The sequence below is a fragment of the Pseudomonas sp. Con_6 genome (assembly GCF_059379395.1).
The window spans coordinates 2,901,532-2,922,033 of record NZ_CM182011.1; the positions used below are offsets into that span (position 1 = coordinate 2,901,532).

A 20,502-nucleotide genomic window follows, 5' to 3' on the forward strand; every position below is an offset into this window, starting at 1 on the left:
CAACCCCTCGGGGAGAAGTTTTTTCACGCGGCGTCGATGCGCACCCAGTAGCGGGTCAGGGACTGCACGCGCACGGGCAGGGCGGTGGCGAGGTTCTGTAGCACTGTGTCGGTGTCGTCGAGGCGCAAGGCACCGGTCACGCGCAGGTTGGCCACGGCGTTGCTGCAGGCCAGGTAGCCGGGCCGGTAGCGTGCCAGTTCGTCCACCACGCGGCGTAGCGGCCAGTCCAGGGCCATGAGCATGCCGCGGGTCCAGGCGTCGCTACTGTCGTCCAGGGCGCGGGCCGGGGTGATGCTGCGTGCGTCGAAGCTGGCCTGCTGGCCGGCGTCGAGGCGCAGCACGGTGCCGGGGTTGGCGGCGGCGCGCAGTTCCACGGCGTGCTCGAATACCTGCACGTCGCTGCGATCGTCGTGGCTGTAGACGCTGAAACGGGTGCCGAGGGCGCGCACGCTGCCTTGTCCGGTATGCACCAGCAACGGCCTGCGGGCGGGGTCGCTGGCGGTCTGCAACAGCAGTTCACCGTGGTGCAGGCGGATTTCACGTAGCTGGTTGCCGTAGTGCACGTCCACCGCGCTGTCGGTGTTGAGGTTCATCTGGCTGCCGTCGGCCAGTTGCAACTGGCGCCGTTCGCCCTTGGCCGTGCGGTACTGGGCCATGCGCGCCGACAATGGCTCCACCGCCAGCAGGCTGGCGCCCCCGGCGCCGGTCATCAGCAGCAGGCCGAGGACCTTGTTCACTGCACGGCGTCGGGCGCGGACATCGGCCAGGGCGGGCAGGGCGGTGTCCGGGGAGAGCAGGGCCATGCGCTGTTGCAGTTGCTCCACCTGGGTCCAGGCCTCGGCGTGGCGCACATCCTGCGCCAGCCAGAGGCGCCATGCCTTGCGTTCGTCCTCGCAGGTCGGATCGGCGCTCAGGTTGACGTACCAGGTGGCGGCGGCTTGCAGCACTTCGCGATCGAGCATGGCGTCAGGCCTGGGCCAACAGCAGGCAATGGGTGATGGCGCGGACCATGTGCTTTTTCACCGTGGTCACCGAGACCCCGAGGCGCTCGCCCACGGCCACGTAGCTCAGGCCTTCCAGTTGCACCGCGAGGAAGATCTCGCGGGTGCGTTCGCCGAGCTCGTCGAGCATGGCGTCGATGGCGGTCAGGGTTTCGATGATCAGCAGGCGGGTTTCCGGGGAGATGTCCACGGCTTCCGGGCGCAGGGCCAGGGCATCGAGGTAGGCCTGTTCCACGGCGTTGCGGCGGAAGCGATCGATCATCAGGGCGCGGGCGATGGCGCTGAGGTAGGTGCGCGGCTCGCGGATGGCGTCGACATTGCGTGCGGCGAGGACGCGGACGAAGGTGTCCTGGGCCAGGTCCGCGGCATCGCTGGAGTTGCCCAGGCGCGTGCGCAGCCAGTGGGTCAGCCAGCCGTTGTGTTGCTGGAAGAGGTGGTGCAGGGCGGTGGGGTCGGATGGGGACATGGGCGTGGATGAGGTATTGAGAATAATTCTCTGTATTGTTGGCTCACGTAGAGGGAGATAACAAGATGTCGGGCTTTCGGGCCTCATCGTGTGGGGAGGTGTTGTGTATGGCACTAAACGAAATGAGGAGGGAAGAAACGGGGGGAAGTGGGAGAAGGCAGGAACGACGGGGGTTATAGGGCTGCCAGGTCAAAAAAAACGAGGCCAAATAGGCGCTAAGCAGAAAATCCCGACTTTGATCCAAAGAGCCCGAATTTAGCGGGCTCTTTGGCATTCGGGTTTCAGATCATCCAGCCGCCGGCCCAAACCACCCGGCCGATGATGTGGAGCGACCCCAGTTGATCTGGAGGAACGACCATAGGGTCATAAGCGGTATTTGCGCTGATTATCTTCACGCTACCGTCATAGAGGCGTTGCACGCGTTTGGCGTACAGAAGGTCATCGAGGCGTATGACGTAGAATGCTTCGCCCTGTAAGACGTTGCGGCTGAGGTCGACCATCACGGTATCGCCGTCGCCCAAGATTGGCTCGTTCGAGTCTCCGTCCACCCGCACCGCCGCCAGCATCTCTGGGACAAGTCCTTTCTTACGCAGGCTATAGCGCGTGAAAGCGAGCTTGGTCAGCACCTTGGCGCCTTCGGTCCACGCTCCATATCCTTGGCTGATATGAGCGTCATATAGCGGAACATAGGCATAAACGTCGTCGCCTGCTGGTGCATCGGCGGCGACCTGGCGATGCCTTCCTGTCACAAGCCATTCAATATCAGCTTCTACGGCTTGCGCAATCGCGAGCAGGCGAGAAACCTTGGGTTCACTCTCGCCGTTTAGGTACGACTCCAGGGTGCTCCTGGGGATTCCCGCCCTACGAGAAAGCTCCTCACCACTCCCCGCTATGCCTGCACAGGTCCTGATGCGCTCTCCCAAGGCCCTGGCGAACGCTTGGCTATCTATATCGGACATTTCGTTTTCCAGTGGAGGGAAAGCGAAATGCCGTTTGTCAGGCAATCCGAAATTTCGCTTTCCGAAAAACTGTTGGTAAATCAGTGGCTTGCGTCATTTTCCGGCAAGTAAATGCCAAAAACCGAAAGCGAATCTTCCGTTTTCTGTTGTGCGACCTTCCGAAAACGGCTAGCTTATTCACAAGGGAACGTTAGAACCCCTAAAAAAACCACCTTTTTCAGTGGCCACGGATACAGAAAATGAAACCAGCTAACGGAATTCCGAAGGATCCTGCTTTGCGTTGGGAGTGGCTCAAGTTCCAGCTCCGTGCACACGGCACCTCGCTGTCTGCGCTTGCTCGGAAACTGGGAGTTGAACGCAACGCTCTCCACAACGTGAAGCGCGGTCCTTACCCAAGGATGGAAACGGCCATTGCCAAAGCTATCGACCTCAAGCCTGAGCAGATTTGGCCGGAGCGCTGGAACAGTGACGGAACCCCAAACCGACAGCGAAGCACGCGCAGCGGGTCGCCTTCGGAAAACGGCTAGAAGTCTAACGCTTATTACCAAGAACACATAACAGGTTCGGATAGATGAACAATCAACTTGGCTATTTTACAGCTCGCGAGCTAGCGGGATTGCCAGGCATGCCCGGAACCGAAAGGGCAATCCAAATTCGAGGGAAAGCTGAATGGCAAGGCCGCAAGCGTGCGGGCTCCAAAGCGGTAGAGTATTGCCTCACGGATCTGCCGGCAGAAACACAAACGGCAATTCTCGCAAAGTTCTTGGATGACTCGGCAGTCGCTGCGCCAGTCTTGGCGAGTGCGGAAGACGAGGCCAAGTACACGCGCCTCAACCAAAAACAACGCTCTGTGATGCTGGCACGGCTGGCATTTTGCCGGGAGATTGAACGCCTTACGGAGTTCACGTCTCAGAAAGCCGCAATTGATACTTTGGTAAAACACGCTCAAGACGGACAGCTTTCGCAATATTTGCAGGAAAGAATCGAGCTTGCTAACGATCGGAAGACGGACGGTCGAGGTTTGTCCGAGCGAACGCTAAAGCGTTGGTTGTCGGCTTGGCGTGCTGCGGATAAGAATGAAACGGCGCTCGCCCCATTGCGCCAACGAGCGAGTTTGGATATCCCAGAATGGGTACCAGCATTTCTACGTTGTTATCAGCGACCGACCAAGCCTAGTGTTGCTGCCAGCTATGCGGAGTTTTCTGATAAATGGGATGGGGTTGCTCCCAGTATCCATGCTGTACAGCGTTTTTTAAAAAAAATGTCGCCGGAGGCTTTGAACGTTGGCCGGATGAGTTCTCAAGAACTCAAAGCGCTACAACCATTTCGTCGACGCTCTACTAAAAATCTTCTTCCAGGGGATGTATACACAGCCGACGGTCACAAATTTGATGCCGAGGTGATCAATCCGATTACTGGAAAGCCTTATCGTCCAGAAATCACGACGGTACTTGATGTGGCCACACGGAGAGTAGTTGGTGTTTCAGTGGGTGAGGCTGAGTCGGCCATTGGTGTCCTAGACGCGCTTCGGGATGCAATTCGAGAATGCATGTTCTCAATCTTCTATGTCGACAACGGAGCAGGTTTCACCAATACGGCTGTACGTGAGGTTGTGGACCGTTTGGGCGGAACAATAACCCACTCTTTGCCATACAACAGCCAAGCCCGAGGACTATCAGAGCGGGGCCATCAGACTATATGGGTTCGTGCTGCGAAGAAGCTCACCTCCTATATCGGTTCAGACATGGATAAACATGCGGGCACGAAGGTTCATCGCATCGGGCGGAGCCAGCTCCGGCAGTCTGGGAAGACTCAACTAATCCCTGAGTTCAGTGTATTCATGTCGGGTATCGAGCAGGAAGTGGAAATTTATAACAGCACTCCCCATCGAGGACTAGACAAGGTTCGCGACCCACAAAATTTGCAGTTGAGGCATATGACGCCAAACGAAGCCTGGGAGAAAGCAATCTCCGAAGGTTGGGAGCCTATGCATGCGTCTGTTGAAGTGATCGAGTCACTGATGCGCCCCCAAGTCATACGTACTACTCGGCGAGGAGAAATCGCGTGGGCCGGAAGTAATTATTTCATGGCAGATCTAACAGCCTTTCATGGACAAGAAATACGCATTGCATACGACGTTAGAGATTCTAGCAAGGTCTGGGCATACACCTTTGACGGTGAGCTGATCGGCCCTGCAATGCTCGATGGGAATAGTACCGACTACATGCCTAGAACCATGGTGGAGCAGGCACGCGATAAGCGGGAAAAAGGCCAGTTCAAACGAGCACGGGATAAGTTGGAAACACTGACAGGGCACCGAGTCGAAATGATTGCTCCCACGTCTGCCCCGTCGGCGCACCTGAGCGAAGGTGAGCGAGCCGCAGCATTGGGGTATGCAGAAGACATGCAACTCCGACAAGACGCCTTCGACATTCCAAGAACCGACGTAGCGCGCTACGAGTTGTGGACTGAGTTAGATCAGAGGCAGTCGGCGGGAGAGACCTTGAATGCTGATCAGGCTCGCTGGTGGAAAGCCTACTCGACCCATCCTGACCTGATTTATCAGCGTGATCTGATGGAAGGATTTGAAAAGCACGCGGGCTGATTGCCAGCCCGCGTTTGTACTGCCGGCGTGCGCCAACACGCCGATTTACAGGAGTAAGCGAAGTGAGTGTAACTAAAGTCGTTGCGTTAACCAATGTTGGTTTGCTGGGTGGGGCCTTGCAGCGTGCTCAGGCACGCCCCGCAGGAATGCCCGGGGTGGTAGTGATGTACGGCCCAAGTGGGCTGGGTAAAAGTGTTGCAGCAGCCTACGCAGCAAACGCTCACCAGGCTTACTACGTCGAATGCCGGGATACTTGGACCAAGAAAGCATTCTTGCTAGCCGTTCTGAAAGAGATGGGTGTCATGCCCGGGCGCACACTCAGCGAAATGCTGGATCAGATCGCTGAACAGCTATCGCGATCAATGCGTCCGCTTATCGTCGACGACGTGCAGTACATGCTCGATAAGTCTATCGCCAACGTGTTGACCGACCTGTACAACGCGAGCCAAGGGACCATCGTCCTGATCGGCGAAGAGCGCGTCCCTACCTCGTTGGTCAAACTTGAGCGCCTCCACAACCGGGTGCTCGAATGGGTACCAGCGCAGCCCGCAACCGTCGCGGATCTTCGCAAATTCGCAGGTGCGAACTACCCGCAACTACATATCGCGGACGATCTTCTGGAAGAGCTGACCCGTGTTACTCACGGTTGTCTGCGCCGTGCCGCCGTCAACTTGCATCGGGTGCAGGGCGAAGCCTCGGCAAACATGATTGATCGCGTAGACCTCGCGACCTGGGGTAAGCGTGGCTGGTTCACTGGCGAAGCTCCTTCTCGGAGGGCTCGCTAATGGGTGCCAAACATCACCTGGTCGTTCAAGGGCCGAAAGAACCACGGCAAAGGATCTGGGAATCCATTCGTGTGCTAGCACAAGGATTTTCGGTCAATGACATCGCACGCCGAAGCGGTCAGAGCCCGCAGTCCATCAACCGTTATGTCAAAGCTCTGATACAAGCGGGACTGGTCCAGCTTGTTTTTGAGCCTACCGCTCCAAGGGGAAGGGATAGCAAAGTCTACGCGCTTCTACGGGACGAAGGCGTCGACCATCCGCGTCTGAACCCTCAAGGCCAGCGCACGTATGCACATCTTGCGACAGAGAATATCTGGCGGAGCATCAGGATTCTGAAAGGCGATCTGACACTCTCCGACCTTTTTCAGACCGCCTCCGTCGGGAGCGCGGCACTTAACCCGTCCAAGGTCCGCCAGTATGTGTTCGCACTGGTGGAAGCCGGATACCTTGAAAGACGCCATAACGGCCCGCAATCGCCAGATACCTACAGTCTCGTCAGGGGCCGTAACACCGGCCCTCGTCCGCCCGAAATTCGACAAATTGACTCGCTTCAGATCTACGACCCGAACTTGAGCAAGCTTGTCTATGTGAAAACGACGGGTTCCATCAACGCTGACCGCAGTCTGGTCGAGCCCGGAATTGCACTGATCCGCAGCCGTGATCTGCTCGGTGAATGGCTTGAAGCCGCTACCAACGGGAAAGGGAATATTGCTGGCGACCTGGTCGAGCGCACCCGCCTTGAGTTGGCCGAGCCGGGAGATTCTGGAGGTCTGCAATGACCAAGGTCGATATCTCCGGTTGGGGCGCAGAGCCGCCCCTCTTTGTCCGGTTGCTTGCCGCTGAGACCATCGCAACCGACCGGGGAAAAGCCGCCGCCCGGATCGGCATGAGTCGCACCACGGTCAGCCTGATTCTCGCAAACAAGTACTCCAGCCCGAGCACGGCCCACGTTGAGCGTCGCGTGATGGATGCTCTTGGCCGTATCGACTGCCCGGCACTCGGCGAACCGCTGACCGTCGAGCAGTGCCAGGGCTACTACCAGCGCTCCGCTCCGACTCACAACCCAATGGCAATGCAGCACTGGCGCATCTGCCAGCAATGCCCGCTCAACCCCAACTGTGGAGGCAACGGAAATGCAGCAGTTCACTAAGGCAGTACCAGCAATTCAGATCCATGTAAGGGGCGCAGGCATGATCCGGCTTCAGTTCGCAGGGCAGTGCGTTGGGTTCGCCGTGTCGTACCGCTCAGCAGGCCACCAGGCCGCCCAGTTGGACCGCCTTCTTTTCGCCATCCGAGAGCACGGGCATAACTTACCGTCCGATGCGACAGCGAACGTTTCGTTCAGTTCCGCGTTGTCGGAAAAATCTGTAGTCGGTGTGCTCGGCGTCGCAAAAGAAACCTGGCTTGTCGAGGCCGGCGACGGAACGCCAATCCGCTCATTTCCCACGCAAGAGGTGGCGGAAGAGTTTCGTCAATTGGTGGAGGCCTACCACCGCCTCCTACCTCCTGCCGCTGACGATGGCGAGTGGTCTCCGGCACAGGTCGCTTGGTTCCGTAATCACCCTGCGCCCATCGCGTCGGCCTGCGGCGGACGGCTCAGCGTCCGCCCGGTGGAGGTCCACTGATGCGGACACGTTGCCCTAACTGCGGGACGACCCTGTCCCTGGACGCCCTGATTGCCCACGACGGCGCCCGCGAGGCGCTGGGTATCGCCTTCAAGATGTCCGGCCCGCTCGGTAACGCCCTGGTGCGCTACCTCGGAATGTTCCGCCCTGAAACTCGCGAGCTGACCATGGACCGCGTCGCGAAGCTGCTCGGCGAGTTGCTGCCTGACGTCCAGGCGCAACGCATCGAGCGCGGCGGCGTGGCTTACGGGGCACCGCCCGAGTGCTGGTTGTGGGCCATCGAGCAGACCCTCGCAGCGCGTGAAAGCGGAAAGCTCGTCACGCCGCTCAAGGGCCATGGCTGGCTGTACCAGGTCATGACCCAGTACCAACCTGGGGCGACTAACACGGCGCTGGCTTTGGCACCGGACGGACGCGGTGTGCAGCCGGCACCACGGAGGGAAAGCCAGACCGTTGCAGCCCTGAGCGCGCTGGAGGCCAGGCTCCGTGGCTGAGAAATGGCTAGAGCGCGAAGTCGGCACGGGGCTGATGGGGTTGGTCGCGTTGAGGCTCGATGGCGCCCCTGCGGCCGACGCAATCACGCTGACGCTCGACGTCTGGCTGGTCGCGCTCAGCAAGGGCAGCCAACGCGAGGAACACGTCGACGCGCCTCGGATTCGCAAGGGGTTTGAAACGTTGTTCGCAACCTGCGAGCGGTGGCCAGCACCGGCTCAGTTGCTGCGCGCTATGCCGGCGGCCGAGGCACCGTTGCAGATCCCGAAACCGAAGCGAACAGGCAAGCAGATACAGACCGGAAATGCCGCGCTGGATGGGCTGATGGCGACGATGAAGCGCAGGGCGAATCCAGACGCAGCACTCAAATCGGACGAGCAAATCGAAGACTCAAAAAAACAGGCCATGAAGGCAGTTGCGCAGCAAGGCCAGGCCACTCAACAAACGAACATGGAAAACAGTTGATGAACATCCCACAAGGTTTTCGCCAGGACGCCAAAGGCCACCTGGTCCCGGAAGAACTGATCAAGCCGATTGACCTGGCTCGCGACGAGCTGGTCAACGAGCTGGTAGGCCGCGCCAAGGCTGTGTCGGCGGCGCTGAGTCAGTTCAAGACGTCTGCATTTGGCGACATCAAGGCGTTCGTCGAGATGTCGGCCGAGCAGTACAAGGCCACCATCGGCGGCAAGAAGGGCAACGTTACCCTCCTGTCGTTCGATGGCCGCTACAAGATCGTCCACGCGGTGCAGGACTCGATCAAGTTCGACGAGCGCCTGCAAGCGGCTCGCGCGCTGATCGACGAGTGTGCCGCCGAATGGACGCAGGACGCGCGCAGTGAGGTGCGCGTCCTGGTCAACGAAGCATTCCGGGCGGACAAGGCCGGGGAAATCAGCACCGGTCGCGTCCTCGGGCTGCGTCGGTTGGAGATCCAGGACAAACGCTGGGTGCGTGCCATGAAAGCCATTGGCGAAGCGGTCCAGGTCGTGGGCTCGAAGAGCTACATCCGCGTGTACGAGCGCATCGGCACGACGGATCAGTACGCACCGATCCCGCTCGACATCGCGAGCATCTTCGTCGCCGACCAGGCACCGGCAACCCTGCACTGATCCCCACACGACCGAATCGAGAGTAGTACCAATGGCTAAGATCCAAATCACCGTCGACGACAGCGAAGGCGCAGTTTCTATCAGCATCGACAACCAGAGCGACCTGCACAGCACCCCCGCCGGGCGGGTGGTGGACGCCATGATGAACGGCGTAAAACTGCTGGGCCGCATCGCCCTGCCGATCAACGCGGCTATGCCTGGCTGTGACTGCGAAGTCTGCAAGGCCACCCGCGAGCTGCTTCAAACCAAACCGACCATCCACTAAGCGAAACCGCCTCGGCTTGTCCGGGGTGGTCTGCCCGCCATGGTGGCCGGGTACTGACGAGCAGCCGAGGATTGAGACATGCAACAGTCGGATTGGGACGATTTAAAGGAACAGATGGACTCGCCCTATGGGCAGATGGCTTTGATGTGCGATGGCTTTCGCGTGGACCTGATCCAGTACATCGAACCTGGTAAGCGGAGCTGGTGCACAAACATCTACGTCAACGACTCCATCAAAGGGGCCTGGCTGAGCGTGGACCATGGCGGGAAACCGGTTCACGACGAAGCGCGCCGCTTCTATCGCCGGTCCAACAAGAAACTGTACTCCGCTGCCGAGATCGCGCTTCACCGCAAGGCCTATGGCAAGAAGCGGGCCGATGAACTGGCAGCGAAGGTCATCACCTCCCTTAGCTGGGACTGGTCGAGCTTCAACTCACTGAAGAAGCACCTTGAGGCCAACAACACCAAGATCGAACGCATTCACTGAGCCGCACGGATAGGGAAAATCATGGACCGTAAAAAGGCCCTAGACAAAATCAAGAAGTGCCTGCGCTTGGCGACCAGCGCCAATCCGCATGAGGCGGCAGCGGCGATGCGCCAGGCCCGCGCGCTGATGAAAGAGCACGGCGCCGGCCAGGCGGACGTCGACATGTCGGGCGTCGAAGTGAGTACCGCCGTCGCGGGCTCCAAGGTGACGCCTGCGAAGTGGGAAAGCCAACTGTCGCAGACCGTGGCGAAGGCGTACGCCTGCAAGGTGCTGTTCGCCAGCGGCATCGGGCGCTGGAACTTCGTCGGTGAGATTGCGGAAGTCGCGAGCTACACAATGACCGTGCTGTTGCGGCAGATCCGCCAGGCGCGGCGGGATTTCATTCTGACGACGCTGAAGCGCTGCAAGCCTGCGACGAAGATCAAGCGTGCGGACGTGTTCTGTGAAGCCTGGGTATCAGCGGTATACGAGCAGGTGATGCAATTCACAAATGCCGAGCTGTCGCCAGCAGTGGAGCTGTACCTCTCCCATCACTACCCAGACACGGTGCAAAAGAAGCCACGCGACCGAGCTGCGACTACTCGCCAGCGGTTCGGTCTGCGTGCACTCAGTGACTCCATGCATGGCCTACTGGCCGCATCGGACGTGCGCCTGAACCACGGCATGACCGGCACGCCGAGGCCGGCACTGGAGGCGTCATGAGCAACCGCAATAAGCAACTGAGCAAGATCCACATCGCCAAGAAGGATCTGCAACTGGACGATGACACCTACCGGGCCATGTTGGTCCGGGTTGCCGGCAAGTCGTCCTCCAAGGATCTGACCCCGCTGGAAGTCGCGAAGGTTCTGCATGAGCTGGAGCGTCTTGGCTGGAAGGCGAAGCCAGGTCGCGCGAAGCCCAAACCCGCAGCAGATCGCGCGAAGCTTGTGGGCAAGATCGAGGCGCAGCTCGCGTCAGCAGGCCGGCCATGGGAGTACGGGGACGGCATCGCCAAGCGGCTGTACAAGGTGGAAAAAGTGGAGTGGCTGAACCCCGAGCAGTTGCGCGGCGTCGTCACTGCTCTGGCGAAAGACGCCAAACGACATGGGAGGCAGCATGAGTAACGGAGAGCTGTTCGATAGCGCAGACGTCGACAAGCTGGACCCGGCCAAGGTACTGGCACTGATGAACGACCCCGTAGTGCTGACGCGCTGGGAAGGTACGTTGATCGAGATGTCTACGCTCGCGGAACTCAAATTACGCGAGGTGCTGCCGAATGACCAGGACCAGGTGCCGATCATTGCCCGCGCGGTCGTGTTCGCGATCTGCGACGTCATGGGCGGGTCGGTCGTCTACATTCCGCGCGGGGACCGGTTGAAAAGGGCACTGCGGGACGCCGAGATCTTCCGCCACTGGCGCGAGCACAACACGCGCGTCGACGAACTGGCGCGTAAGTTCGACCTCTCAAGCCAGGCCGTTTATGACATCATTGCCCGCCAGCGCGAGCTGCACCGCCGGGCAGAGCCCGACTTGTTCGGATACGAAGACCTGCCCCCACGGCTGCACTAGCCTCCCCCTTCCAACCCCGCCACCGAGCGGGGTTTTTCTTGCGTGCGCAAGAAACTCAGTTGCTCTCGATAGCGCGCGAATCTAGCCAAGTCCACACACCCTGGCAGATTCGACCATGTTTGAACACGAACCCCACTCCGCAGAATACGCCCAGCGCGTCATTGACGAACGCTGCGCGGTGGCTCGTAGAAAGCTGATCGACGATTGCCCGAAAGAGTGGCGCACATACGTCATTTCACGGCTCGCCGTGCACCAGCGCCAAGTAGCGCGCGACTGTTCCTCTCGATCAAACCATCCCTCCAGGCAAGAGCGCGCCCCGGTCAACTCGCGGGGCAATCCCGCAGTTGCCGCCCGCTCTCTCGCCGCCATTCGCGCAACCCTGAAACCCACCAAGGAAGTTCGCCAATGAACAACTTTCGCGCCCGCCTGCGCGCTCGCCTGCGCATCCGCCGGCCCCGGATTCCACGCCTGACCTTCTGGTCCGTGATCACTGTGCTCCTGCTGATCGCGCTCTATCTGATCGCGCCTACCAAAATCGCGGTCGTGCTCTACAAGGCCGCACTGGTCACAGGCGGCGTTGTCCTGGGCTACTGGCTCGACCGCGCTCTGTACCCCTACGCCAGGCCTGATCAGGTCAGGCTCCCCCATCAACCATGGGCTGGCCTGCGCCGGGCGATCATCGTTCTTGCCTGCGTACTCGGCCTGACTCTGGGGCTCTGACCATGAAGCTGAAGCGAAACCGAATCATGGCCCCGCTTGTGTTCCTGATCGCCGTGGCCCTGCTCGCGACCTTCTCGAAACCACGGTCCGCATCCGCTGCGGTCCCGGCTGAAGCCGAGCAGTACCGCCGCGAGCTGACCCGCATCGCCCATGCCGAGTTTGGCCTGGACGCGCCGGTCGCTACCTTCGCGGCGCAGGTTCACCAGGAGTCGCGCTGGAAGTTCAACGCGAGATCCCCGGTGGGTGCGCAAGGCTTGGGCCAGGTGATGCCCTCAACCGCGACCTGGCTCGCCCAGTTGTTCCCCAAGACTTTGGGCAAGGTCGAGCCGTACAACCCGACCTGGTCCCTTATGGCCCTGGTCAGTTACGACCGCTGGCTGGCTGACCGCATCAAGGCCCGCAATGCGTGCGAGCAAGCGGCAATGGTCCTGTCCTCCTACAACGGTGGCCTCGGCTGGCTGATCCGCGACCGCAAATTGGCATCGGCATCGGGCGCCGATTCGCTGACCTGGTTCGGATCTGTCGAGCGGTTCAACGCTGGACGCTCGGCTGCTGCCTTCAACGAGAACCGGGGCTATCCCCGGTTGATCCTGCGCAAGTGGGAAGCCGATTACATCGCCGCCGGCTGGGGCTCGGGGGTGTGCTCATGAGCGGCCTGAAACCGTTGCTCGGCTGGCTGCTCGCCGTCGGCCTGGCCGTCGCCGGCCTGGCGATCAACCACAGTGCCGGTTACGACGCCGGCTTCACCGACGCGAAATCAAAGGGCGACAAGGCTCTGGCTGAGAAGGATGCGACCTACGAGGCGGAGAAGCGTCAGGCCGCTGAGCAAGCCTTGGCCGCGCTCCAGGTTCAGACCGACAAGCTCCGCGCCGAGCAAGCGCGCGGTATTCAACTGGCTGCGGAACTCGGTGCCAAGAAGGACGAGCTGCGGGCCGTCACTGAGAAACTTTCGGGAGACGTTCAACGTGTCACAACCCTCTATCGCCGTGCGCTGGACGCGCAACTGGAGCCGCTGCCTCCTGCTGACTTCACTGCTGGCTTTGTCCGCGTGTGGAACAGCGCCCTCTTTGGCACCACCTCCGCAGTCGCAGTGCCTTCCACCGGCCCAGCCACCGGCCGAGCTGATGCGACCAGCGCAGGAGCCGGAGCCGCTGACGACCTGATTGTCAGCATCACCCGTGCTGACCTGCTCACGAACCACACCCGCAATGGCGAGCGCTGGGCGGTGTGCCGCGCGCAGCTCAACGACCTGATCAAATGGAATTCGAACAATGGAAGTAAATGACATGGCCTCCGAGGTGGAGGAAATGTTTCGTGAGCACGCGATTGCCGCGCAACTGGCCGTGCATGCCAGTGGCTCCGGAGCTTCGGCAACGCATTGCGAGCACTGCGGCGAGGCGATTCCCGAAGCGCGCCGTTTGGCCGTTCCTGGGGTGGTGCTCTGCGTCCCCTGCAAGCAGCACATCGAACGGATGGGCGGCCGATGACAACTATCGAATTGCCGCTTTGGCAGTTGATCGGTGCGGGATTCACCCTGATCGGTAGCTTTCTTGGGCTGCTGAAACTCGTTGTTGCCGCCATCGAGCGCCGTCTCGACCAGCGTTTCGAAGCCATGGACAGCCGATTCGAAGAGCTTGCGAAAGACTCAGACCGGCTGCGCCAGGTCGAACTCGGCCTGGAACGGCTTCGCGGCGAAATGCCCCTGCACTACGTACGTCGCGAAGACTTCGTGCGCAACCAGACAGTGATCGAGGCCAAGCTCGATGCACTGGCCTTCAAGCTTGAAAACGTGCAGCTCAAAGGAGCGCGTCAATGATCGATCCAGCCAAAACCCGGCGCGAGTCCCTGCGCTGGTACATCCTGCTTACCCTCAACACCAGCCGTCCCGTTGACCCTCACGAAGCCGTCGTGCTGTCGACCATTCAAGGCATCTATCCAGACGCGACCGCAATGGAGCTGCGCCGCGAGCTGGATTACCTGGCCGACCGCTCGCTGGTCACGCTCGTCAAGCAGCCAAGCGGCGTCTGGATCTGCGGCCTGACCCACTACGGCGTGGACATCGCCGAGTACACCATTCCGTGCAATCCAGGGATCGCCCGTCCCGAAAAATACTGGTCCTGAGCCATGCCGCCACGGAGCAAAGTCGCGGCGTTGCCGCGCGAGCTGAAAGCCTGGCTGGACCAGCACCTGGTCGAAAACAACTTCAGCGGCTATGAGGCGCTGTCGGCCGAGTTGGGGGCGCGCGGCTACTCCATCGGCAAGAGCGCGCTCCATCGCTATGGCAGCGAGTTCGAAGAGAAGCTGGCAGCGCTGAAGATGTCGAGCGAGCAGGCCAAGGCCGTCGTCCAGGCAGCGCCCGATGATGAAGGCGCGGTCAACGAGGCGCTGATGCGCCTGGTTCAGGAACACCTGTTCAAGCTGCTGATGGCGACCGGCGACGATCAGAAGATGGATCTGCCCAAGGTTGCCAAGGCCGTCGCCGAGCTGGGCCGGGCTTCTGTCGTGCAAGCGAAATGGAAAGCCGAAGTCCGAGCCCGAGCCGAGGCTGCGGCGAATCAAATCGAGAAAATTGCGAAGAAGGGCGGGCTCAACGCCGAGACCGTGGCCGAGATTCGCCGAGAGATTCTGGGGGTTGCATCATGACTACCAAAGCAGTTGACCTCTTCGCCGGATTGGGCGGATGGAGCACCGGTGCGCGCGATGCGGGCGTCGACGTTCTTTGGGCTGCAAACCACTGGCCTGTCGCTGTCGAGTGGCACAGAGCAAACCATCCTGGCGTACAGCATGCCTGCCAAGATCTGCAACAGGCCAGGTGGGAGGATGTGCCTGCGCACGATCTGCTTCTTGCTTCGCCTTGCTGCCAAGGGCATTCCCCTGCTCGCGGCAAGGCGTCGGGCAATCCACAGCACGACGCTTCGCGGTCGACCGCATGGGCCGTTGTTTCGGCGCTGGAGTTTCACCAGCCGTACGCCGCACTGGTCGAGAACGTCAAAGAGTTCATGCAATGGGCGTTGTATCCGGCCTGGGTCGCGGCAATTCAAGCGCTTGGCTACCAGGTCTCTCCGCATGTGATCGACTGTGCCGACCTCGGAGTGCCGCAACACCGGCTGCGCCTGGTCCTTGTTATTACGCGCAGCAGTGCTCCACTGATGCTGGATCTGCCGAAGCTGCCCCATGTTCCGGCAACCAGCTTCATCAACTTCGATTCCGGACGCTGGTCCCAGATCGATAAGCCAGGACGCGCCCAAGCAACGCTTGACCGTGTGCGCAGCGGACGTCAGCGATTCGGTGATCGATTCGTCATGCCGTACTACGGGACGGGCTCTGGTACGACTGGGCGCGACATCAATCGCCCCATCGGAACGATCACTACCCGGGATCGTTGGGCCCTTGTTTGTGGCAACCAGATGCGGATGCTCACGGCTGACGAGAATCTGCGTGCGATGACTTTCCCGGCAGATGTGAAGCGGCCCACCAATCACAGGCTCACGGTCCACATGGCGGGTAACGCCTTCCCGCCGCTTGCCGCCCAGCGCGTGATCACAGCTTTGAAGGCGGCAGCATGACCGCGCTTCGGTCTGGCGCAGCACCGCATCAGCGGTCACCGCTCGCGGACATCATCAGCGTCGGCGAGGTCGTCGACGTCCCGTCCGTCCTGCTCGACTATCAAAAGCGCTGGATCGGTATCCGAGCACCGCTGAAGGTCGGGGAGAAGTCTCGCCGGATCGGCCTGACCTGGGCGGAGTCAGCGGACAACGTTCTGGTTGCGGCATCGCAGAAAAAAGCCAACGGTATGAACGTCTACTACCTGGGCTACAACCAGGACATGACTGTCGAGTACATCCAGGCGTGTGCGATGTGGGCCCGCGCCTTCAACTACGCCGCCGGGGAAATCGAAGAAGGTATCTGGCCGGATGAAGACCCGGACAAGCACATCAAGACATACACGATCACCTTCCCCAGCGGGCATCGCATCGTCGCCTTGACCAGTCGCCCGAGCAACTTGCGGGGCCGTCAGGGCATCGTGGTCATCGACGAAGCTGCGTTCCACCAGGATCTTGCCGAGCTGCTGAAAGCCGCCCTTGCGCTTCTGATTTGGGGCGGTGAGGTGCATGTGATCAGCACGCACGACGGCACCGAGAATGCTTTCAATGAACTGATCGAGGAAATCCGTGCAGGCAAGCGCAAGGGCGAGCTGTTCCGTTGCACCTTCCGCGAGGCTGTCGAGGATGGGCTCTACGACCGTGTTTGTATGCGCAAAGGTATCCCGCTAGTGGAGGCCGAGCGCGACGCTTGGGTGCAGGACGTGTACGACTTCTACGGCGATGCAGCCAATGAGGAACTGGACTGCATACCCAGCCAGGGCGGCGGAGCCTACTTCTCGCTCGCCTTGGTCGAAAGCCGGACCAGCCGTGAGGTGCCAGTCGTACGGCTCAAGTACCCGCAGGGCTACGAAGCCACGGCCGAGCACCTGCGTATCGCCGAAACGAAAGAGTGGTGCGACAGCGAGTTGCTGCCGCTGCTGGAGAGCCTGCCGCCGGACGTACAGTCGTTTTACGGAATGGACTTCGCGCGATCTGGCGACCTGTCGGTGATCTGGCCTCTGCTGAAAGAGCAGAACCTGCGCAAGCGAGTCCCGTTCGTGCTGGAACTGCGAAACGTGCCGTTCAAGCAGCAGGAGTTCATCCTGTTCTACATCGTCCGGCGGTTGCCGAACTTCCTCAAGGGCGCGCACGACGCCCGGGGCAACGGCCAGCAGATCGCCGAGTCGGCCGCTGTTGAGTTCGGTTTCAACCGCATTGAGCAGGTGATGCTCACCGAGGGGTGGTATCGCGACAACATGCCGCCGCTCAAAGCCGCGCTTGAAGACGACACGCTCTACGACATCCCTGCGGACAAAGACGTGACAGGCGACATCCGGGCTTTCCGGGTCGTGAAAGGCGTGGCGCGCATTCCAGAGAAACGCACCTCGGAGAAAGGCGGCGACAAGCGTCACGGCGACGCCGGGGTCGCGCTCGCCCTGGCCGACTTCGCCAGCCGGCAAGAAGTCGAGATTTTCGAATATCACCGCGTCCAGCCAAGTGCCGATCACGACCGCCAGGTCAAGATGGGCGCCGGCTGGCGTTCTGGAAAAGGCATCTACTAATGGCTCGCTCACCAATCGTCGACCACTATGGCCGTCCAATCGAGTACGACCAACTCACCGAGGATGTTGCAGCGCCGCGCGTGGCCGGTGTGCGGCAGGTTTGGCACCCGTCCGTGGCCGGTGGCCTGACGCCCGGCCGACTGGCGACTCTGCTCCAGGCCGCCGCCGAGGGTGACGCCCGCGATTACCTGACCCTCGCCGAGGAAATGGAAGAGCGTGACCTGCACTACGCCTCCGTGCTCGGGACTCGCAAGCTCGCCTTGGCCGGCCTGAGCGTTCGGGTAGAGGCTGTCAGCGACGAAGCCGAGGACGTTCGCCGGGCCGACATCTTGCGCGAAGTCGTCGAGGCCGCCGAGTTCGGAGAGATGCAGACGGACCTTACGGACGCCTTGGGCAAGGGCTACTCTGTTTGCGAGATTGTCTGGGACCGCAGCGGCAAGACCTGGATGCCGGAGCGTTTCGAATGGCGCGACCCGCGCTTCTTCATGTTCGACCGGGAGACAGGCCAGGAGCTGCGCCTGCTCGATGAGGCCGATGTGGTCAATGGCTTAGCGCTCGCCCCCTACAAGTTCATCGTTCATCGCCCGCGCCTGCGTGCCGGCTTGCCGATCCGTGGCGGCTTGGCTCGTCTGGCTGCCGTGGGGTACATGTGCAAGGCTTGGACGTGGAAAGACTGGATGGGCTTCGCGGACATCTACGGTATCCCGATGCGGGTCGGGCGCTACGGTCCGAACGCATCCAAGGAAGACATCGGCATTCTGATGTCCGCCGTGGCGAACCTGGGCAGTGATGCTGCGGCAGTCATTCCGGATTCGATGCGCATCGACTTCACCAACGCCGCCAACGTTGCCGGCGCCGGGGAGTTCTTCAAGGGACTTGCCGAGTGGTGGGACAAACAAATTTCCAAGGCCATCGTCGGGCAGACGATGAGCACGGACGACGGCTCGTCCATGGCTCAAGCCAAGGTCCACAACGAAGTGCGTCTGGATCTGCTGGAGGCAGACGCAAAGGCGGAATCGAACACGCTCAATCGCATGTTTGTGCGTCCGTTCTGCGATCTGAACTTCACACCAGGTCGGCGCTATCCGCGACTTGTGATCGATGTCCCCAAGCCCGAAGACCTGAAGCTGCTGACCGATGCCCTGTCTGCGCTGGTGCCTCTTGGGCTGCGTGTCGAGCAGTCGGTCGTCCGCGATAAGTTCGGCATCCCTGAGCCCGCAGAAGGCGCCGAAATCCTAGGGAAGCCTGTTGAGCCGGGTGCACCGGCAGTAGCGACAGCGACCAACCGTGAGCAGCCAGGTGCCCCTGCAGGAGCGCTAGACATTGTGGACCTCCAGGCCAAGACCTTGGCAGCCGCAAGTGCATCAGCCATGGACGACATGGTTGATGTCATCCGCGAGCTGCTGGATTCGGTGTCGAGCCTGGAAGAGTTCAGAGATCGGCTGATTGAGGCGTACCCGGGAATGAGTCCGGATCAACTTGCCAACGCGATGGCGGATGGTATGGCGGCGGCGAGCATGGCTGGGCGGTATGACGTGCTGAGGGGGCTGTGATGCGAGGTAATGACGAGGGCTCCAAGACCAAGAAGAAAGTGGTCTCGTTCTACAGCACGGATGGGGTTGGCTTCTTGGTGTCCTGCAATGCAGACGGTAAGGCTGTATTCACCATACAGACCGAAGACGGATATCAGGACATCGAGCTGGCTCGCGCTGAGGCGATTGAGGTCGCCGAATTCATACGGCGTGGGGTGTGACGAAGGGGGTGATGGTGCCGCCAGTGAAGTGTAACTGCCGGCGCAGCGGCTCTTTACCGTAACGGGAGCTAGGCTCCGCTAGGCCTACAGCCGTGACTGGGTTAGTCAAGACTAGATCGGTCGTAAAGTATTTTGGGGCCGCCACATGTTCACACCCCCTTCGTCACCCAGTAATTCTAACGCAGCACACATCGCGGAATAAACAATGGCTGTCTCACACGGCTCACTTCCCTTTCAGGAACAGATCGACTACTTCAAAGGCAAGACCAACCTGCCGACTCGCGCCTGGACTGATGTCTACGCGGCCGAGCATGACTGGGCATTTGTCGTCGCCGGCACGACCAAGCGCGAGCTACTGGCTGACATGCGGGGCGCTGTCGACAAGGCGATCACGAAGGGCCTGACACTGGAGCAGTTCAGGACCGACTTCGACAAGATCGTCGGACAGCACGGCTGGCAGTACAACGGCGGCCGGGCATGGCGAACCCAAACGATCTTCGAAACAAACCTGCGCCAGTCGTACAACGCTGGCCGCGAAGCGCAGATGGCTGACCCCGAACTTCGCAAGGCCAGGCCGTACGCGATGTACCGACACGGCGACAGCGCGCATCCGCGACCGCAGCACAAAGCCTGGGACGGTACGGTGCTACCGCACGACGATCCCTGGTGGTCGACGCACTCGCCCCAGAATGGCTGGGGCTGCAAGTGCAAGAAGTTCATGCTGAGCGAGCGTGACGTGCAGCGCCAAGGACTGAAGGTCGGCCCGGCGCCGGCAATCGAGTACGAAGACCGTACCATCGGCGTGAACAGCCCGAACGGGCCCCGCACCGTGCGCGTTCCAGTTGGCATAGATCCCGGCTTTGAGTACGCACCAGGTCAATCGCGGCTGACGTCAGCAGTGCCACCGCTTCGCGCGTACGACCCGCTGCCTGAGCCGGGCAACCGTACCGCGGTACAAGGTGCCGGGCTGCCAAATCGGCGTCCCCCTGGTCCGCTACCAGCGCCCCGGCCTGCTGCGGCTGACCGCCTGCTGCCGGCCGGACTGTCGGATGAAGAGTACGTCGAGCGCTTCATGGGCGAGTTCGGCGCGACTTCGGCCAAGCCGGCTGTGTTCCGCGACAAGGCCGGCGACGGTGTGGTGATCGGGCGGGACTTGTTCACCAATGCCAAAACCGGCGCTCTTAAGGTGGGCAAGCGCGGCCATGCGCGCGAGCTGCTGTTGCTCGCCGATGCACTGAAGGAACCGGATGAAGTATGGGTGCGGCTTGAGTGGCAGTACGCGCAGAACAAGGCCGTTGTGCGTCGCCGCTATATAAGCCGGTTCCAGGTCGAGGGGGAGCCAGTCGCAGCGCTAGCGGTGTTCGAAGTCGGTCCAGATGGCTGGGACGGCATCACGACCTTTGCCCCTGACGCGAGTAATCCAGACTACCTGGAACAGCTTCGTCTTGGCGTGCGCCTGTACCGCCGCCCGGAAAGCGGGCAATAAAAAACCCGCGCCGCCGCACGGGTTCTAGCTCTGGCTGTAGGCTTGGAGGTCCCGGCGGG

The 20,502-nt window shown here is 60.9% G+C and carries 28 protein-coding genes and 1 other RNA gene; 26 read left to right on the top strand and 3 right to left on the bottom strand.

The genetic code is table 11. From position 1 onward, the window contains the following. Positions 1 to 23 precede the first annotated feature (23 nt). The 3 genes from AC5QPF_RS12950 to AC5QPF_RS12960 all read right to left on the bottom strand — a co-directional run bounded on the left by AC5QPF_RS12950 (position 24) and on the right by AC5QPF_RS12960 (position 2,426). Positions 24 to 962, bottom strand: coding sequence for a FecR domain-containing protein (locus tag AC5QPF_RS12950; RefSeq protein ID WP_494963588.1), 939 nt, complete (start codon positions 960 to 962; stop codon positions 24 to 26). 4 nt (positions 963 to 966) lie between these two features. Continuing rightward, entirely contained in the window at positions 967 to 1,467 is a 501-nt protein-coding gene (locus tag AC5QPF_RS12955) for a sigma-70 family RNA polymerase sigma factor (RefSeq protein ID WP_494963589.1), read from the bottom strand. Between the two features lie 281 nt (positions 1,468 to 1,748). Continuing rightward, positions 1,749 to 2,426: a S24 family peptidase gene (locus tag AC5QPF_RS12960; protein ID WP_494963590.1), complete on the bottom strand. Its 678-nt coding sequence runs from the start codon at positions 2,424 to 2,426 to the stop codon at positions 1,749 to 1,751. A gap of 239 nt (positions 2,427 to 2,665) precedes the next feature. On the opposite strand from AC5QPF_RS12960, the gene AC5QPF_RS12965 reads away from it, so the two are divergent. The 26 genes from AC5QPF_RS12965 (at position 2,666) to AC5QPF_RS13090 (ending at position 20,443) form a co-directional block, all read left to right on the top strand. Continuing rightward, positions 2,666 to 2,953 (top strand): helix-turn-helix domain-containing protein, encoded by a 288-nt coding sequence (locus tag AC5QPF_RS12965; RefSeq protein WP_494963591.1) that lies wholly within the window; start codon positions 2,666 to 2,668, stop codon positions 2,951 to 2,953. A 44-nt stretch (positions 2,954 to 2,997) separates the two neighbouring features. Beyond that, positions 2,998 to 5,031, top strand: a complete 2,034-nt coding sequence (locus AC5QPF_RS12970; RefSeq protein ID WP_494963592.1) for a Mu transposase C-terminal domain-containing protein — start codon at positions 2,998 to 3,000, stop codon at positions 5,029 to 5,031. Between the two features lie 62 nt (positions 5,032 to 5,093). Continuing rightward, positions 5,094 to 5,816 carry an AAA family ATPase gene (locus AC5QPF_RS12975; RefSeq protein ID WP_494963593.1) on the top strand — a complete coding sequence of 241 codons (723 nt, stop codon included), beginning with the start codon at positions 5,094 to 5,096 and terminating at the stop codon, positions 5,814 to 5,816. Then, complete coding sequence (locus AC5QPF_RS12980; protein WP_494963594.1) at positions 5,816 to 6,595, top strand: winged helix-turn-helix transcriptional regulator; 780 nt, start codon at positions 5,816 to 5,818, stop codon at positions 6,593 to 6,595. Before AC5QPF_RS12975 ends, AC5QPF_RS12980 begins: the two co-directional genes overlap by 1 nt. Beyond that, positions 6,592 to 6,966: a hypothetical protein gene (locus tag AC5QPF_RS12985; protein ID WP_494963595.1), complete on the top strand. Its 375-nt coding sequence runs from the start codon at positions 6,592 to 6,594 to the stop codon at positions 6,964 to 6,966. The genes AC5QPF_RS12980 and AC5QPF_RS12985 overlap by 4 nt, the downstream gene beginning before the upstream one ends. Next, a complete protein-coding gene (locus tag AC5QPF_RS12990; protein ID WP_494963596.1) occupies positions 6,950 to 7,441 on the top strand; it encodes a hypothetical protein in 492 nt (163 codons plus the stop codon). The genes AC5QPF_RS12985 and AC5QPF_RS12990 overlap by 17 nt, the downstream gene beginning before the upstream one ends. After that, entirely contained in the window at positions 7,441 to 7,935 is a 495-nt protein-coding gene (locus AC5QPF_RS12995) for an HI_1489 N-terminal domain-containing protein (protein WP_494963597.1), read from the top strand. Before AC5QPF_RS12990 ends, AC5QPF_RS12995 begins: the two co-directional genes overlap by 1 nt. Continuing rightward, positions 7,928 to 8,398, top strand: a complete 471-nt coding sequence (locus AC5QPF_RS13000) for a hypothetical protein (RefSeq protein WP_494963598.1) — start codon at positions 7,928 to 7,930, stop codon at positions 8,396 to 8,398. The genes AC5QPF_RS12995 and AC5QPF_RS13000 overlap by 8 nt, the downstream gene beginning before the upstream one ends. Continuing rightward, a complete protein-coding gene (locus AC5QPF_RS13005; RefSeq protein WP_494963599.1) occupies positions 8,398 to 9,039 on the top strand; it encodes a DUF3164 family protein in 642 nt (213 codons plus the stop codon). The genes AC5QPF_RS13000 and AC5QPF_RS13005 overlap by 1 nt, the downstream gene beginning before the upstream one ends. A gap of 31 nt (positions 9,040 to 9,070) precedes the next feature. Continuing rightward, on the top strand, positions 9,071 to 9,304 hold the full coding sequence (locus AC5QPF_RS13010; protein ID WP_494963600.1) for a hypothetical protein: 234 nt from the start codon (positions 9,071 to 9,073) through the stop codon (positions 9,302 to 9,304). Further along, an RNA gene (locus tag AC5QPF_RS13015) (hammerhead ribozyme type II) lies at positions 9,303 to 9,374 on the top strand. The genes AC5QPF_RS13010 and AC5QPF_RS13015 overlap by 2 nt, the downstream gene beginning before the upstream one ends. 8 nt (positions 9,375 to 9,382) lie before the next feature. Then, positions 9,383 to 9,790 carry a hypothetical protein gene (locus tag AC5QPF_RS13020; protein ID WP_494963601.1) on the top strand — a complete coding sequence of 136 codons (408 nt, stop codon included), beginning with the start codon at positions 9,383 to 9,385 and terminating at the stop codon, positions 9,788 to 9,790. 21 nt (positions 9,791 to 9,811) lie between these two features. Beyond that, the gene (locus tag AC5QPF_RS13025; protein ID WP_494963602.1) at positions 9,812 to 10,492 is read left to right on the top strand and encodes a DUF7168 domain-containing protein; all 681 of its coding nucleotides are present in this window, start codon (positions 9,812 to 9,814) and stop codon (positions 10,490 to 10,492) included. Continuing rightward, positions 10,489 to 10,893, top strand: coding sequence for a phage protein GemA/Gp16 family protein (locus AC5QPF_RS13030; RefSeq protein WP_494963603.1), 405 nt, complete (start codon positions 10,489 to 10,491; stop codon positions 10,891 to 10,893). The genes AC5QPF_RS13025 and AC5QPF_RS13030 overlap by 4 nt, the downstream gene beginning before the upstream one ends. Further along, positions 10,886 to 11,338 carry a Mor transcription activator family protein gene (locus tag AC5QPF_RS13035; RefSeq protein WP_494963604.1) on the top strand — a complete coding sequence of 151 codons (453 nt, stop codon included), beginning with the start codon at positions 10,886 to 10,888 and terminating at the stop codon, positions 11,336 to 11,338. The genes AC5QPF_RS13030 and AC5QPF_RS13035 overlap by 8 nt, the downstream gene beginning before the upstream one ends. A gap of 405 nt (positions 11,339 to 11,743) precedes the next feature. Then, the gene (locus tag AC5QPF_RS13040) at positions 11,744 to 12,058 is read left to right on the top strand and encodes a putative holin (protein ID WP_494963605.1); all 315 of its coding nucleotides are present in this window, start codon (positions 11,744 to 11,746) and stop codon (positions 12,056 to 12,058) included. 2 nt (positions 12,059 to 12,060) lie between these two features. Then, a complete protein-coding gene (locus AC5QPF_RS13045) occupies positions 12,061 to 12,708 on the top strand; it encodes a transglycosylase SLT domain-containing protein (RefSeq protein ID WP_494963606.1) in 648 nt (215 codons plus the stop codon). Further along, the gene (locus AC5QPF_RS13050; protein WP_494963607.1) at positions 12,705 to 13,343 is read left to right on the top strand and encodes a DNA-packaging protein; all 639 of its coding nucleotides are present in this window, start codon (positions 12,705 to 12,707) and stop codon (positions 13,341 to 13,343) included. Before AC5QPF_RS13045 ends, AC5QPF_RS13050 begins: the two co-directional genes overlap by 4 nt. Continuing rightward, positions 13,330 to 13,545 carry a TraR/DksA C4-type zinc finger protein gene (locus AC5QPF_RS13055; protein ID WP_494963608.1) on the top strand — a complete coding sequence of 72 codons (216 nt, stop codon included), beginning with the start codon at positions 13,330 to 13,332 and terminating at the stop codon, positions 13,543 to 13,545. Before AC5QPF_RS13050 ends, AC5QPF_RS13055 begins: the two co-directional genes overlap by 14 nt. Then, positions 13,542 to 13,874 carry a hypothetical protein gene (locus AC5QPF_RS13060; protein WP_494963609.1) on the top strand — a complete coding sequence of 111 codons (333 nt, stop codon included), beginning with the start codon at positions 13,542 to 13,544 and terminating at the stop codon, positions 13,872 to 13,874. The genes AC5QPF_RS13055 and AC5QPF_RS13060 overlap by 4 nt, the downstream gene beginning before the upstream one ends. Next, on the top strand, positions 13,871 to 14,179 hold the full coding sequence (locus AC5QPF_RS13065) for a hypothetical protein (RefSeq protein WP_494963610.1): 309 nt from the start codon (positions 13,871 to 13,873) through the stop codon (positions 14,177 to 14,179). Before AC5QPF_RS13060 ends, AC5QPF_RS13065 begins: the two co-directional genes overlap by 4 nt. A gap of 30 nt (positions 14,180 to 14,209) precedes the next feature. After that, a complete protein-coding gene (locus tag AC5QPF_RS13070) occupies positions 14,210 to 14,701 on the top strand; it encodes a phage protein Gp27 family protein (protein WP_494963611.1) in 492 nt (163 codons plus the stop codon). Beyond that, positions 14,698 to 15,624, top strand: coding sequence for a DNA cytosine methyltransferase (locus AC5QPF_RS13075; protein ID WP_494963612.1), 927 nt, complete (start codon positions 14,698 to 14,700; stop codon positions 15,622 to 15,624). The genes AC5QPF_RS13070 and AC5QPF_RS13075 overlap by 4 nt, the downstream gene beginning before the upstream one ends. Beyond that, a complete protein-coding gene (locus AC5QPF_RS13080; protein WP_494963613.1) occupies positions 15,621 to 17,204 on the top strand; it encodes a hypothetical protein in 1,584 nt (527 codons plus the stop codon). The genes AC5QPF_RS13075 and AC5QPF_RS13080 overlap by 4 nt, the downstream gene beginning before the upstream one ends. Next, positions 17,204 to 18,757, top strand: coding sequence for a phage portal protein family protein (locus AC5QPF_RS13085; RefSeq protein WP_494963614.1), 1,554 nt, complete (start codon positions 17,204 to 17,206; stop codon positions 18,755 to 18,757). Before AC5QPF_RS13080 ends, AC5QPF_RS13085 begins: the two co-directional genes overlap by 1 nt. Positions 18,758 to 19,162: 405 nt before the next feature. Continuing rightward, positions 19,163 to 20,443: a PBECR2 nuclease fold domain-containing protein gene (locus tag AC5QPF_RS13090; protein WP_494963615.1), complete on the top strand. Its 1,281-nt coding sequence runs from the start codon at positions 19,163 to 19,165 to the stop codon at positions 20,441 to 20,443. Positions 20,444 to 20,502: the final 59 nt, after the last annotated feature.

What these genes read in the sequence shown, in the direction of transcription:
- AC5QPF_RS13075 (WP_494963612.1), top strand. Translation starts at nt 14,698, where the DNA reads ATGACTACCAAAGCAGTTGACCTCTTCGCCGGATTGGGCGGATGGAGC.
- AC5QPF_RS13090 (WP_494963615.1), top strand. Translation starts at nt 19,163, where the DNA reads ATGGCTGTCTCACACGGCTCACTTCCCTTTCAGGAACAGATCGACTAC.
- AC5QPF_RS13030 (WP_494963603.1), top strand. Translation starts at nt 10,489, where the DNA reads ATGAGCAACCGCAATAAGCAACTGAGCAAGATCCACATCGCCAAGAAG.
- AC5QPF_RS13045 (WP_494963606.1), top strand. Translation starts at nt 12,061, where the DNA reads ATGAAGCTGAAGCGAAACCGAATCATGGCCCCGCTTGTGTTCCTGATC.
- AC5QPF_RS12980 (WP_494963594.1), top strand. Translation starts at nt 5,816, where the DNA reads ATGGGTGCCAAACATCACCTGGTCGTTCAAGGGCCGAAAGAACCACGG.
- AC5QPF_RS12955 (WP_494963589.1), bottom strand. Translation starts at nt 1,467, where the DNA reads ATGTCCCCATCCGACCCCACCGCCCTGCACCACCTCTTCCAGCAACAC.
- AC5QPF_RS13005 (WP_494963599.1), top strand. Translation starts at nt 8,398, where the DNA reads ATGAACATCCCACAAGGTTTTCGCCAGGACGCCAAAGGCCACCTGGTC.
- AC5QPF_RS12960 (WP_494963590.1), bottom strand. Translation starts at nt 2,426, where the DNA reads ATGTCCGATATAGATAGCCAAGCGTTCGCCAGGGCCTTGGGAGAGCGC.
- AC5QPF_RS12985 (WP_494963595.1), top strand. Translation starts at nt 6,592, where the DNA reads ATGACCAAGGTCGATATCTCCGGTTGGGGCGCAGAGCCGCCCCTCTTT.
- AC5QPF_RS12965 (WP_494963591.1), top strand. Translation starts at nt 2,666, where the DNA reads ATGAAACCAGCTAACGGAATTCCGAAGGATCCTGCTTTGCGTTGGGAG.
- AC5QPF_RS13040 (WP_494963605.1), top strand. Translation starts at nt 11,744, where the DNA reads ATGAACAACTTTCGCGCCCGCCTGCGCGCTCGCCTGCGCATCCGCCGG.
- AC5QPF_RS13010 (WP_494963600.1), top strand. Translation starts at nt 9,071, where the DNA reads ATGGCTAAGATCCAAATCACCGTCGACGACAGCGAAGGCGCAGTTTCT.
- AC5QPF_RS13025 (WP_494963602.1), top strand. Translation starts at nt 9,812, where the DNA reads ATGGACCGTAAAAAGGCCCTAGACAAAATCAAGAAGTGCCTGCGCTTG.
- AC5QPF_RS13060 (WP_494963609.1), top strand. Translation starts at nt 13,542, where the DNA reads ATGACAACTATCGAATTGCCGCTTTGGCAGTTGATCGGTGCGGGATTC.
- AC5QPF_RS12950 (WP_494963588.1), bottom strand. Translation starts at nt 962, where the DNA reads ATGCTCGATCGCGAAGTGCTGCAAGCCGCCGCCACCTGGTACGTCAAC.
- AC5QPF_RS13080 (WP_494963613.1), top strand. Translation starts at nt 15,621, where the DNA reads ATGACCGCGCTTCGGTCTGGCGCAGCACCGCATCAGCGGTCACCGCTC.
- AC5QPF_RS12970 (WP_494963592.1), top strand. Translation starts at nt 2,998, where the DNA reads ATGAACAATCAACTTGGCTATTTTACAGCTCGCGAGCTAGCGGGATTG.
- AC5QPF_RS12995 (WP_494963597.1), top strand. Translation starts at nt 7,441, where the DNA reads ATGCGGACACGTTGCCCTAACTGCGGGACGACCCTGTCCCTGGACGCC.
- AC5QPF_RS13065 (WP_494963610.1), top strand. Translation starts at nt 13,871, where the DNA reads ATGATCGATCCAGCCAAAACCCGGCGCGAGTCCCTGCGCTGGTACATC.
- AC5QPF_RS13055 (WP_494963608.1), top strand. Translation starts at nt 13,330, where the DNA reads ATGGAAGTAAATGACATGGCCTCCGAGGTGGAGGAAATGTTTCGTGAG.
- AC5QPF_RS13035 (WP_494963604.1), top strand. Translation starts at nt 10,886, where the DNA reads ATGAGTAACGGAGAGCTGTTCGATAGCGCAGACGTCGACAAGCTGGAC.
- AC5QPF_RS13020 (WP_494963601.1), top strand. Translation starts at nt 9,383, where the DNA reads ATGCAACAGTCGGATTGGGACGATTTAAAGGAACAGATGGACTCGCCC.
- AC5QPF_RS13050 (WP_494963607.1), top strand. Translation starts at nt 12,705, where the DNA reads ATGAGCGGCCTGAAACCGTTGCTCGGCTGGCTGCTCGCCGTCGGCCTG.
- AC5QPF_RS13085 (WP_494963614.1), top strand. Translation starts at nt 17,204, where the DNA reads ATGGCTCGCTCACCAATCGTCGACCACTATGGCCGTCCAATCGAGTAC.
- AC5QPF_RS12990 (WP_494963596.1), top strand. Translation starts at nt 6,950, where the DNA reads ATGCAGCAGTTCACTAAGGCAGTACCAGCAATTCAGATCCATGTAAGG.